A 13005-nucleotide genomic window follows, 5' to 3' on the forward strand; every position below is an offset into this window, starting at 1 on the left:
CCTTTATTTTTGTTTAGATTAGCAAGGCTAATCTAAACACTATTCTGCAGTAGGTTCTGCTTTAGTAATAGCTTCTTTGATAGAAAGTCTTACACGACCTTGGCGGTCAACTTCCATCACTTTAACGTCTACGTCTTGGTTCATCTCAAGATGATCAGATACGTTAGCAACACGCTCTTCACTGATTTGTGAAATATGAACTAAGCCATCTTTACCAGGTAAGATGTTAACGAATGCGCCGAAATCAACGATACGAATAACTTTACCTTTGTAGATACGACCCACTTCAACTTCAGCAGTAATCTCTTCGATGCGACGGATAGCTTCTTTAGTTGCTTCACCATTTGAAGAAGCAATTTTAACTGTACCGTTGTCATCCAATTCGATAGTTGTACCAGTTTCTTCAGTAAGTGCGCGAATAGTTGCACCACCTTTACCGATAACATCACGAATTTTTTCAGGATTAATCTTGATAGTAGTGATACGTGGAGCGTGGTCAGAGATATCGTCACGTGCGCCACCAATTGCTTGGTCCATTACGTTAAGAATATGAACACGTGCACCGTATGCTTGTTGCAGTGCGATATCCATGATCTCTTGAGTGATACCTTCAATCTTGATATCCATCTGAAGAGCAGTAATACCATCACGAGTACCAGCTACTTTAAAGTCCATGTCACCTAAGTGATCTTCATCACCTAAGATGTCAGAAAGAACAACAAAATCGTCGCCTTCTTTAACTAGACCCATTGCAATACCTGCAACAGAAGTTTTAATTGGTACACCCGCATCCATTAATGCTAATGAAGTACCACAAACAGAAGCCATTGAGCTAGAACCGTTTGATTCAGTAATTTCTGAAACGACACGGATGCTGTATGGGAATTCTTCAGCAGAAGGCATAACTGCATTCATACCGCGCCAAGCTAGCTTACCGTGACCGATTTCGCGACGCTTAGGTGAACCAACCATGCCAGTTTCACCAACTGAGTATGGAGGGAAGTTATAATGAAGCATAAAGCGATTAGTACGTTCGCCCATGATGCTATCAATTTTCTGTGCATCACGTTCTGTACCAAGAGTACAAGTAACAAGTGCTTGAGTTTCACCACGTGTAAATAATGAACTACCGTGAGTACGTGGAAGTACGCCAGCAAGAACATTCAATGCGCGGATCATATCAGGTTCACGACCGTCGATACGTGGCTTGCCACTGATAATACGACCACGAACAACTTTCTTCTCAAGGCTACCAAGTAAGTTGCCAACTTCACGTTGATCAACGTCTGGGTTTTCAGCAACTAGAGCAGCTTTAGCTGCAGCTTTAACTACGCCAACTTGAACATAACGGTCTTGCTTAACTTCGATTTGATAAGCAGCAGTTAAGCCTTCTTCAGCAAGATCTTTAATTTTAGCAACTAAGTCTTGATCTTCGACAGGTGCAGACCAATCCCAAGTAGGCTTACCAGCTTCAGCTTTGAATTCAGCAATTGCATCAACCACAACTTGTTGTTGAGCGTGACCATAAGTCACAGCACCTAACATGATTTCTTCAGCAAGCGCTTTAGCTTCTGATTCAACCATTAATACAGCACTTTTAGTACCAGCAACAACTAGGTTCAAGTCGCTTTCAGCGATTTGATCAACTGATGGGTTAAGTAAGTACTCACCGTTGATATAACCAACACGTGCAGCACCTAGTGGACCATTGAATGGAATACCAGAAATAGCAAGAGCAGCAGAAGTACCAATCATTGCAACCATATCTGGTTCGATTTGTTGGTCAACTGAAACAACAGTAATAATAACTTGTACTTCGTTTTTAAATCCGTCAGGGAATAAAGGACGAATTGGACGGTCGATTAAACGAGCAATAAGCGTTTCGTCTTCATTTGGACGACCTTCACGCTTAAAGAAACCACCAGGGATCTTACCAGCAGCGTAAGTTTTCTCTTGGTAGTTAACTGTTAGTGGGAAGAAATCACGGCTTAAATCCGCAACTTTTTTACCAACTACAGTAACAAGGACAGTTGTATCGCCCATGCTCGCTAGTACTGCAGCATCTGCTTGACGTGCAATAACACCTGTTTCTAAGGTGACAGTATGTTGACCATACTCAAAACTCTTTACAATTGGATTCACGTGACCCATTCCTTAATTATTTGCCTTTAAATTACGCGCATAAGTATACTTCAATTTTTTGTAATAGTTAAAGCGCATAGCAATATCAGGCGAAAATAATTCAATTTTATCAATTTAGTGCCGATATCTTCCCAATACATGGGTTCTAACGGCTATATTAATTATTTATTAAAAAAAGCCGCAACAAAAATAATGCGAGATAAAGCTGATAAAACGTATGCAAATCGCTATAAATAATGACTTTATAACGAAATTTGTCTAAAGTGAGATAGCGATAAAAAATGTAGTAATAACAATCGCATTGAGTTCAATCAGTTAGTAAACAATAATCCTCGCAATACCAACGTTTTTTTCTAATACTGTTATGGAAATGTGTAAATGACTCAAAGGTTTAAGTCTCTGACATGGAAACAAACTAATCTAGTAGTTTTTACTGCCTTATTTTTTGCAATTGCCATTTTTGTTGTCGAGATTGCGCTTGTTGTAGTAACGACTAAACAGCAACTTACCGCCTCTCAACAAGAACTACTAAACTCAGTTGAACAAACAGCATCAAATGCAGTTTGGGCACTTGATGACAAACAAACCGAACAAACATTAGAAGGTATTATCAAAATTGATAATATCCGTTCATCGGTTATTCATTTAGATGATGGTTCTTTGTATGTGAGTGCCAGTAACCAGCCAAAACCTTTTTCCGACAAATATGACTCTTTAAGCCATTTTTTATTTAATGACTTACATGAAATCTCCAGACCCTTATTTCGCCCTCATTATTTCGAAGGTAATAAAAAGCAGCAACTTATTGGCACCTTGTCTATCTATTACGATACACAAAAAATGACTAATAACTTATTTAACCAGTTGCAACTTGGCTTTATTGCGACCTTAGCTAGAGCCCTTTTATTAACACTGGTTTTAACAATCGTTTTTCACCGCTTCCTTACGCAGCCAATAGCAAGGATCAGTGAAGCTATTGATAAAATTGATCCCGATTTACCTGATGAAAACTTATTACCTATGTCTAAAGCTCACAAAGATGATGAGTTAGGACTCGTGACGACTAAATTTAATCAGATTTTATTACAATTCAGTCAGACCCAAAATAAACTTCGTAAGATGGCCACTAGGGATCCCCTTACAAGCCTCCCAAATAGAACATTATTACTCGAAACATTAAATGTGACAATTCAACGCGCTCGAGTACATAAGCGGCATTTTGCTCTATTATTTATTGACTTAGATAGGTTCAAAAACGTTAATGATTCATTGGGCCATGCCATTGGTGACCAATTTCTTGCTCGTGTCGCGAGAATTTTAGAAAAAGCGGTGGGTGATAAAGGTAGCGTAGCCCGCCTAGGTGGCGATGAGTTTGTGATTGTTGCTGATGATATTGAAACGCCTGAACAAGCAGCTGACTTTGTCGGAAAGCTATTGAAGCAACTTAATGCACCGATTCAGTTAAATGAGCATGCAATACATCCTGCCGCATCAATAGGCATCTCTATTTATCCAGAAGATGGCCCTGGTGCTGAAGATCTTATCCGCCATGCTGACATTGCTATGTATAGCGCAAAAGCGGCAGGTTCTAATCAATGGTCATTCTTTAAACAACAAATGACTGAACATGCGGCCAACCGACTCAAAACAGAAGCTTCACTACATGATGCGCTTAAACGAAATGAATTCCTGCTCTATTTTCAGCCTAAATTAGATCTCAAAACCAATAAAGTCATCGGTTGTGAAGCGTTAATTCGTTGGAAGAAAAATGGTGAATTGATTCCGCCAATGGAATTTATTCCCATAGCGGAAGAAACTGGCATCATTATCCCTATAGGAAGATGGGTCATTGAACAAAGCTGTAAAGTTATTCGTGAATGGGAGAAGAAATATAACTACGCAATCCCTATTGCCGTAAATGTTGCCTCACAGCAGTTTGCAGACGCTAGTTTAGTCTCTGATATTAAACAGCTCGCATTACGCTATCAGATACGTCCAGAGCTATTAGAAATTGAAATTACTGAAACATCATTAATGAACGACATAGATCAGGCGATAAACAAACTTGAACAGCTCAAAAGTGCGGGTTTTGGTATTGCTGTTGATGATTTTGGTACCGGCTACTCATCACTATCCTATTTACGCCATTTGCCAATTACCACAATGAAAATTGATCGCGGGTTTGTCTCAGACCTCCCCCACGATGGCGCAATAGCATCGACCATTTTGATGTTAGGACAGCAGCTAAAACTTGATATTGTAGCCGAAGGTATCGAAAACCAAGAACAGCTCGCTTGGCTACAACGACATAATTGCCAAATTGGCCAAGGATTTTTCTTTAGTAAACCACTGCCATTGGAAGAGTTTGAGGCACTTTATCTTTCTGAAGCGCCATTAGAAATCGAAAATAGATAAGCCCTTCAGCTAGATTTCTCAAATTACAAACATAAAAAAGGAGGCATAAGCCTCCTTTTTTACGGTTTAAATTTACTTACTGTAAACAACAAGCAAATTAAACATCGCTATTAACGACGTAAACCAAGCTTCTGGATAAGAGCTGTATAACGAACTACGTCAGTACGCTTAAGGTAAGCTGTAAGCTTACGACGAGCGCTAACCATACGTAGTAGACCACGACGTGAATGGTGATCATGGATGTGCTCTTTGAAATGACCTTGTAGATGGTTAATCTGTGCAGTCAATAAAGCTACTTGTACTTCAGTTGAACCAGTGTCGTTTTCACAACGTGCAAATTCAGCTACAATTTTAGCTTTCTGTTCATTACTTAGTGACATATATATCTCCAGAAAAAATTAAATTATCCCAAGCCGATCACTAACTCAGCCTAGGGGCGCGATATTTTAACCGCAAATGGAATTTCTAGCAATAAAAAATCTGCATACTGTACTTGAATAATAACCATCAAGTAAAATACACAGATTAAGTAAGCGTAAAGCTGGCGCATTTAATACCTAACTTTAGGCAATAAACATAGAGACTAAAAAGTTTTAAACCTCTTCAGTATGCTCGACCACCAATCTTTTAGGTGCTAATAAACCATCATCATTTTTAAAACCTATGCCGATAAACTTCCTAGATTCACCTAAGGTGATTCTGAGAAGTTGATCTTCTAATAAGTTTTCAACCTTAACGGGTTGGCCTTGTAAAATAAACTGAGCACTTGTCTCAGGTAAATTCACTTCAGCAAAATTAGCTACAGCAGTATCCATTGGTAATAACAATGGATCTAAAACGTCACTTGATGGTGTTTCAGACTTTTCAGCTTCTTCAACCATTTCCATCAATTGTTCTAGAGTCACCATTTTCTCATAAGGATAATCAGCAACTTGAGTACGTCTAAGCATGATAACGTGAGCGCCACAGCCAAGCATTTCGCCTAAGTCGTCAACGATTGTGCGTATATATGTGCCTTTTGAACAATGAATATCTAACGTTAATTCATCGCCTTCTAAGCCAACATATAAAAGTTCAAACACATTAATAGGACGAGCTTCACGCGGTACTTCAATGCCTTCACGTGCATATTTGTATAAAGGTTGCCCTTGATGCTTTAATGCTGAATACATTGATGGCACTTGCATGGTATGTCCACGAAAATGCTCAAGAGACTCTTCAAGTTTTTCTTGGGTAAATTGGACAGGTCTTATCTGCACAACTTCACCATCTGAATCACTTGTATCAGTTCTCTCACCGAGCTTAGCAGTAACCAAATAACGCTTATCTGCTTCAAGCAGATGCTGAGAAAACTTGGTTGCTTCACCTAAACAAATAGGTAGCATGCCAGTAGCTAATGGATCTAAAGCGCCGGTGTGACCCGCTTTATTAGCTTGGTAAAGACGTTTGACACGTTGCAAAGCATGGTTTGAACTGATGCCAGTTCCCTTATCTAATAGCACTATGCCATTAATAAAACGCCCTTTGCGACGACGAGCCATTAGTCTTTTCCTTCTGTATTTTCATCAGTATCAGTTGGTTCTTCTTCAGTACCAAACTGTTCTTGCTTCGCTTTGTCATTGGTAATTACTTGGCTTACCAAGTTAGACATGCGCATACCTTCAACTAATGAACTATCGTAAACAAAACGCAGTTCAGGCATTACGCGTAGCTTCATACGACCAGCAATCAGTGTTCTGATGTAAGGTGCAGCGGTAGTGAGAGCCTCAACTTTTTCGTTGACTAATTCTTGATCTTCTTCAAAAAAGGTCACAAACACTTTTGCGTAGCTTAAATCACGAGAGACTTCGACATCATTAACAGTGACAAAGCCGATACGAGGATCTTTCATATCACGTTGTATCACCATAGCGAGCTCTTGTTGGAGCTGCTGCGCAATACGACGAGTACGACTAAATTCTTTTGCCATAATATTGTTACCATAGCCTTATATAAATAAAAAAGGCGGCTAACGCCGCCTTTCTGTGTGTTACAGCGTTCGGGCCACTTCGACCGTTTCGAAGACTTCAATCTGATCGCCAACTCTGACGTCATTGTAGTTCTTCACACCGATACCACATTCCATGCCGTTACGTACATCAGCAACGTCATCTTTGAAGCGACGTAATGATTCAAGCTCACCTTCATAGATAACCACGTTTTCACGTAGTACACGGATAGGAGCGCTACGCTTGATGGTACCTTCGGTAACCATACAACCCGCAATTGCACCAATCTTAGGCGATTTAAATACATCACGAACTTCTGCAAGTCCAATGATTTGCTGTCTGAACTCAGGTGCTAACATGCCAGTCATTGCAGCTCTAACTTCATCAATAAGGTCGTAAATTACGCTGTAGTAGCGTAAATCAACACTTTCAGAATCAATAGTCTTACGCGCTTGTGCATCAGCACGAACGTTGAAACCAACCATGATTGCATTTGAAGCTGCAGCTAACGTAGCATCAGTTTCAGTTAATGCACCAACGCCACGAGCGATGATGTTAACTTTAACTTCGTCAGTAGACAGTTTAGCTAATGATTCACAAATTGCTTCAAGTGAACCTTGAACGTCTGCTTTAAGAACGATGTTAAGTTCTTGTACTTCGCCTTCAGTCATGTTCGCGAACATGTTTTCAAGCTTAGATTTTTGCTGACGAGCTAATTTAACATCACGGAATTTACCTTGACGATAAAGTGCTACTTCACGTGCTTTACGTTCATCACGTACAACAGTTGCTTCGTCACCAGCAGAAGGTACACCTGAAAGACCTAAAATCTCAACAGGAATTGATGGACCCGCTTCAGTAATTGCATGACCGTTCTCATCTTTCATTGCACGGATTTTACCGTACTCAAGACCACAAAGAACGATGTCGCCTTGGCGTAAAGTACCTTCTTGAACAAGTACAGTAGCAACTGGGCCACGACCTTTGTCCAATTTAGATTCAATAACAACACCAGCAGCCATACCTGAACGATCAGCTTTAAGCTCTAGTACTTCAGACTGTAACAAGATGCCTTCAAGCAATTCGTCAATACCGGTGCCTTCTTTAGCTGAAACGTTTACGAACATATGCTCGCCGCCCCAATCTTCAGACATAACACCGTGTTGAGCTAATTCACTCTTAACGCGCTCAGGATCAGCATCAGGCTTATCCATTTTGTTCACAGCTACGATTAACGGTACGTTACCCGCTTTAGCATGCTGAATCGCTTCGATAGTCTGAGGCATAGCACCATCATCAGCAGCAACAACCAAAATAACGATATCCGTTGCTTTAGCACCACGTGCACGCATTGACGTAAACGCCGCGTGACCAGGAGTATCTAAGAATGTAATCATGCCATTCTCAGTTTCTACATGGTATGCACCGATGTGTTGTGTAATACCACCGGCTTCACCGTCAGCAACTTTTGCACGACGAATGTAATCAAGTAGTGATGTTTTACCGTGGTCAACGTGACCCATGATGGTAACAACAGGAGCACGATTCTCTAGTACGATGTTTTCTTCATCACGATCACCAAGTACTTGATGCTCTAGTTCGTTTTCACGAAGAAGAATAACCTTATGACCCATTTCTTCAGCAATCATTTGTGCTGTTTCTTGGTCTAAGATTTGATTAATCGTAACCATAGAGCCCATTTTCATCATCTGTTTGATGATTTCAGTGGCTTTAAGAGACATACGTGATGCAAGTTCAGCTACTGATACAGTTTCGCCGATACGTACTTCGCCTTTAACAATAGCAACTGGTTTATTGAAACCGTGTGCCATTGACTCAGGAGCAGTACTCTTGTTACGTGCATGGTTAGAACGATTATCACGACCGCCTTTTCCACCACGTTTTTTGTTCGCGTTCTTGTTACGAGCGCGACGACCACGTTTTTCATCGTTTGCATCAGAAGTATCTTCTGCAGCACGAGCCGCTTTTGAAGTCGTAACGTGATGATCACCGTTCTTCTCAGCTTCAATACGTTGACGCTCTTCTTCAGCCCAACGCTTTGAGTTTTCAGCAGCTAATTGGCGAGCAGTTTCAGCAGCTAATGCCGCTTCTTCTTCTTGCTTTTTCTTTAATGCTTCAGCTTGAACCGTTTTTAAACGCTCAGCTTCTGCTTCTGCAGCTGCTGCTGCTGGGTCATCAGCTTTAGCAATTTTAGCTGCTTTCGCTTTCGCTTCGGCTTCAGCTTCTTTCTTTGCTTTAGCTTCGGCATCAGCTTTCGCTTTCGCTTCTGCTTTAGCTTTGTCTTCTGCCGCTTTAGCTTGTGCAGCAACTTCTGCTTCTTGTTGCTTTTGAGCTTCAAGTTCCGCTTCTTTTGCTAGGTCGCTATCGTCACGTTTAACAAAAGTACGTTTCTTACGTACTTCCACTTTAACGTCTTTAGATTGACCGCCGCCTGCATTAACACTCAGTGTTGATACAGTTTTGCGTTGCAAAGTCATTTTCTGTGGAGCTTGATCGCCGCCATGTTGCTTCTTCAAATGATCAAGCAAAGTTTGCTTTTCAGTTTCTGAAACTGAATCAGCTTTATTTTTCTTAATTCCTGCGTCAGCAAACTGTTCAATCAGTCTGTCAACATTCTTGCCCACTTCCGCGGCCAACTTATCTATACTTGTATCTGCCATCAATTAAATCCCCCTGTTGATCGACTTATGCTTCTTCGCCAAACCAACAGATATTACGGGCAGCCATGATGAGCTCACCTGATTTTTCTTCTGTCAATTCTTCAATATCGATTAAATCGTCAATGCCTTGTTCCGCTAAGTCTTCTAAGGTAATTACACCTTTACTTGCAAGAACATATGCTAAATGCTTTTCTAAACCATCTAACGCTAATAAATCTGCTGCAGGTTCCGCACCATCAAGTGCTTCTTCTGTTGCCAATGCTCTAGTAGAGATCGCCGCTTTTGCACGTTCGCGCAATGAAGCAACGATATCTTCGTCAAAACCATCAATTTCTAATAGTTCTGCTTCTGGTACATACACAATTTCTTCTAAAGAAGTGAAACCTTCTTCAGCAAGAACAGTTGCAAAATTTTCGTCAACTTCAAGAGTTTCAACAAATAAATCTACAATTTTAGCGCTTTCAGCTTGATGCTTCTTGTTAAGGTCTTCAACCGTCATTACGTTTAATTCCCAGCCTGTTAACTGAGTTGCTAAACGTACGTTTTGACCATTGCGACCAATCGCTTGTGCTAAGCTGTCTGCTTCAACAGCAATATCCATTGAGTTGTTGTCTTCATCAACGATGATTGAAGCAACATCTGCAGGTGCCATTGCATTGATTACGTATTGCGCTGGATTATCATCCCACAACACGATATCAACACGCTCGCCAGCTAATTCGTTTGAAACCGCTTGTACACGTGCGCCACGCATACCAACACAAGCACCGATAGGATCGATACGCTTGTCATTAGTTTTCACGGCGATTTTAGCGCGAGCGCCTGGATCACGTGCAGCACCCATAATTTCAATCATTTCATCTAAGATTTCAGGTACTTCTACTCTGAATAACTCGATGATCATTTCAGGCTTGCTGCGAGTTAAGAATAACTGTGCACCACGCGCTTCTGGACGAACTGCGTATAATAAAGCACGTACGCGGTCACCTGGACGGAAAGATTCACGACTGATTAAGTCTTCTTTGTAAATAACACCATCAGCATTATTACCGAGATCAACGATAATGCTTTCACGAGTGCTTTTCTTAACCACACCAGTAACAATCTCGCCTTCACGTTCAATGAACTGCTCAACAATTTGTGCACGTTCAGCTTCACGAACTTTTTGTACAATCACTTGCTTAGCTGTTTGAGTCGTAATACGGTCAAAAACAACTGAAGGAATGTCATCTTCGATGAATTCACCAGGTTCTATTTCTGGGTTTTCATAACGTGCAGCTTCAAGCGTAATTTCGCTATAAGGGTTTTCTAAAGCTTCGCCTTTATCATCGACAACCATCCAACGACGGAAAGTGTCGTAGTGGCCAGTTTTACGATCGATAGCAACGCGAACTTCGATTTCGCCTTCATATTTTTTCTTAGTTGCAGTGGCTAGAGCAATTTCTAGCGCTTCGAATATTTTTTCACGCGGGACGGCTTTTTCATTTGATACCGCCTCTGCGACTAGCAGAATCTCTTTATTCATTTGTCTTGCCTCGTTCACCTTGAAACTATCAAAACTTCGCAATAATGTTGCCTTTACGAACATTATCTAAAGCCACTATCAAATCTTCACCACCTACGTTAATCGTTAGCATTTGCCCTTCGATTGACGTGATGACACCTTTTAAATTACGACTACCCGCGACAGGCATCGTCAATTGTACTTTTGCTTCTTCGCCGATATATGCTGCGTAATGTGCAGCATTAAATAGTGGTCTATCTACACCAGGCGAAGAAACTTCTAATGTGTATTCTGTCGAAATTGGGTCTTCAACATCTAGAACAGCACTAACTTGGCGGCTGGCTTCGGCACAATCTTCAATATTAATACCGCTTTCACCATCAATAAATACACGTAATATTGAATGACGCCCTGCATGGACAAACTCAATACCCCAGAGTTGAAAACCGATAGCTTCAACAGGTACTGTCAGCATTTCTGTCAGTTTAGTTTCTAATGTTGCCAAAAATGACCCCCAAAAACGAAAAAAAGGGCAAATAGCCCCAAAAAAGTCCGTAAAAACACGGAATTACTAAGCTCCATATAACAAAAAACCCCGTAATGACGAGGTCTTAATATAGAACCTTTTAATTGAAGATAATATTTATTGAGTTTCAATAAAAGATATCAACAATAAGCTGGTTGCGGGGGCCGGATTTGAACCGACGACCTTCGGGTTATGAGCCCGACGAGCTACCAAACTGCTCCACCCCGCGTCAACTTGCGTAATTATATTAACTTACGTCTTTGCTTGCAATAATTAATCAAATTTACTTTAGACTTGATTAACTAAATTTGGTGCGGATGGTGGGACTTGAACCCACACGAGCATAGCTCACCACCCCCTCAAGGTGGCGCGTCTACCAATTCCGCCACATCCGCATTTCTTACACTTTACTGTTGGAAAAAAATTTAATTAAGTAGAGAGGGACTTAATTAATCCAACTTAGATAAAACATTCACTAAACAATGAAACCATTGTTGTCATTTTTGTTTAATCTGGAATCTTTACTTCTGTAGGTTCTGTTTGAGTAGGAGCTTGTTCAACTTGCTCTACTGCAGAACCTAAATCATTCCAAGCATCATCTTGTTTAGTATGATTAGCACTTAAGTTGCCTAAAACTAGACTTAAAGTGAAAAAACCAATCGCTAAAACAGCTGTACTACGAGTCAGGAAATTACCTGAACCGCCTGAACCGAATAAAGTTCCTGATGCGCCAGCACCAAAAGAAGAACCCATGTCAGCCCCTTTACCCTGTTGAATAAGGATTAAGCCAACAAGACCAATCGCTACAACCAAGTAAACTACAATTAAAACTTCATACATAATATTAAGCGCTCATCGCTATGGAACATAAACTTAAAAACTCGCTAGAGTTTAAGCTAGCTCCGCCAATCAGTCCACCATCAACATCTGGTTGTGCAAAAATATCCGCGGCATTTGAAGGGGTAACACTACCACCGTACAAAATTCGAATATTCTCTCCAATAAATGGCGACACTTCTGAAAGTCTCTGACGTATAAACGCATGAACTTCCTGAGCTTGCTCTGGAGTAGCACTTTTACCAGTACCTACGGCCCATAATGGTTCGTAAGCGATAATGGCATTATCAAAAGCCATGGTGCCATTCTTTTCAATCACAATATCGAGCTCTTCAGCAATCACTTCAAAAGTGCGTCTTGCTTCACGAGCTGGACCTGATTCACCAACACAAAGAATAGGCGTCAATCCATGTTTTTGTGCTGCAGCAAACTTCTCTGCAACGATATTACTTGTTTCGCCATACATACGACGGCGTTCGGAATGGCCGATAATAACATACCGACATCCTGAATCTTTTAGCATTTTACCGGAAACTTCACCAGTATAGGCACCAAAGTCATGTTGACTCAGGTTCTGTGCGCCCATTCTTACAAGCGCACCATCTAAGGTTTGCTTATTAGCTTCAAGCAGTTGTCTAACACTTTCAAGATAAATTGAAGGTGGACATAAAACTACTTCAGCCGAATCATTTTGGAGCTTTGTAGCAAACTTGCTGAATAACTCTTGGGCTAATGCCGAGCTGCCATTCATTTTCCAGTTGCCAGCTACCATAGGACGTCTAAGTGCCATTACTGTCTCCTTTGAAAGCGGCGTGAATAATAACGAACCGCCAATCAAGTTACAATACCTAAGTCAGGAATATTTACCATTACTCGACAGAGTGATGTTTTTTTACTCGCTAGCATTAGGTA

10 protein-coding genes and 2 tRNA genes are annotated in these 13005 nt (G+C 40.8%); 1 reads left to right on the forward strand and 11 read right to left on the reverse strand.

The window, feature by feature from the left end:
• Positions 1 to 39 precede the first annotated feature (39 nt).
• Positions 40 to 2142 carry a polyribonucleotide nucleotidyltransferase gene (pnp, locus tag FPK91_RS08460; protein ID WP_144210432.1) on the reverse strand — a complete coding sequence of 701 codons (2103 nt, stop codon included), beginning with the start codon at positions 2140 to 2142 and terminating at the stop codon, positions 40 to 42.
• A 378-nt stretch (positions 2143 to 2520) separates the two neighbouring features.
• On the opposite strand from pnp, the gene FPK91_RS08465 reads away from it, so the two are divergent.
• A complete protein-coding gene (locus FPK91_RS08465) occupies positions 2521 to 4557 on the forward strand; it encodes a putative bifunctional diguanylate cyclase/phosphodiesterase (protein WP_144210434.1) in 2037 nt (678 codons plus the stop codon).
• Between the two features lie 110 nt (positions 4558 to 4667).
• Here FPK91_RS08465 and rpsO read toward each other — a convergent pair whose 3' ends face one another.
• The 10 genes from rpsO to tpiA all read right to left on the reverse strand — a co-directional run bounded on the left by rpsO (position 4668) and on the right by tpiA (position 12883).
• Positions 4668 to 4937 (reverse strand): 30S ribosomal protein S15, encoded by a 270-nt coding sequence (gene rpsO / locus FPK91_RS08470; protein WP_144210436.1) that lies wholly within the window; start codon positions 4935 to 4937, stop codon positions 4668 to 4670.
• 213 nt (positions 4938 to 5150) lie between these two features.
• Positions 5151 to 6098, reverse strand: a complete 948-nt coding sequence (truB, locus tag FPK91_RS08475; RefSeq protein WP_144210437.1) for a tRNA pseudouridine(55) synthase TruB — start codon at positions 6096 to 6098, stop codon at positions 5151 to 5153.
• On the reverse strand, positions 6098 to 6526 hold the full coding sequence (rbfA, locus tag FPK91_RS08480; RefSeq protein WP_144210439.1) for a 30S ribosome-binding factor RbfA: 429 nt from the start codon (positions 6524 to 6526) through the stop codon (positions 6098 to 6100). The genes truB and rbfA overlap by 1 nt, the downstream gene beginning before the upstream one ends.
• Positions 6527 to 6586: 60 nt before the next feature.
• Positions 6587 to 9226 carry a translation initiation factor IF-2 gene (gene infB / locus FPK91_RS08485; protein WP_144210441.1) on the reverse strand — a complete coding sequence of 880 codons (2640 nt, stop codon included), beginning with the start codon at positions 9224 to 9226 and terminating at the stop codon, positions 6587 to 6589.
• A gap of 25 nt (positions 9227 to 9251) precedes the next feature.
• Positions 9252 to 10751 carry a transcription termination factor NusA gene (nusA, locus tag FPK91_RS08490; RefSeq protein WP_144210443.1) on the reverse strand — a complete coding sequence of 500 codons (1500 nt, stop codon included), beginning with the start codon at positions 10749 to 10751 and terminating at the stop codon, positions 9252 to 9254.
• A gap of 28 nt (positions 10752 to 10779) precedes the next feature.
• Positions 10780 to 11235 carry a ribosome maturation factor RimP gene (gene rimP / locus FPK91_RS08495; protein WP_144210445.1) on the reverse strand — a complete coding sequence of 152 codons (456 nt, stop codon included), beginning with the start codon at positions 11233 to 11235 and terminating at the stop codon, positions 10780 to 10782.
• Positions 11236 to 11408: 173 nt separating this feature from the next.
• A tRNA-Met gene (locus tag FPK91_RS08500) sits at positions 11409 to 11485 on the reverse strand.
• Between the two features lie 80 nt (positions 11486 to 11565).
• Positions 11566 to 11651, reverse strand: a tRNA-Leu gene (locus tag FPK91_RS08505).
• A 112-nt stretch (positions 11652 to 11763) separates the two neighbouring features.
• Positions 11764 to 12096 (reverse strand): preprotein translocase subunit SecG, encoded by a 333-nt coding sequence (secG, locus tag FPK91_RS08510; RefSeq protein ID WP_144210447.1) that lies wholly within the window; start codon positions 12094 to 12096, stop codon positions 11764 to 11766.
• A gap of 4 nt (positions 12097 to 12100) precedes the next feature.
• Positions 12101 to 12883: a triose-phosphate isomerase gene (gene tpiA / locus FPK91_RS08515; protein ID WP_076542857.1), complete on the reverse strand. Its 783-nt coding sequence runs from the start codon at positions 12881 to 12883 to the stop codon at positions 12101 to 12103.
• Positions 12884 to 13005 lie beyond the last annotated feature (122 nt).

Source organism: Shewanella donghaensis, from assembly GCF_007567505.1.
In the GTDB taxonomy this organism is placed as follows: domain Bacteria; phylum Pseudomonadota; class Gammaproteobacteria; order Enterobacterales; family Shewanellaceae; genus Shewanella; species Shewanella donghaensis.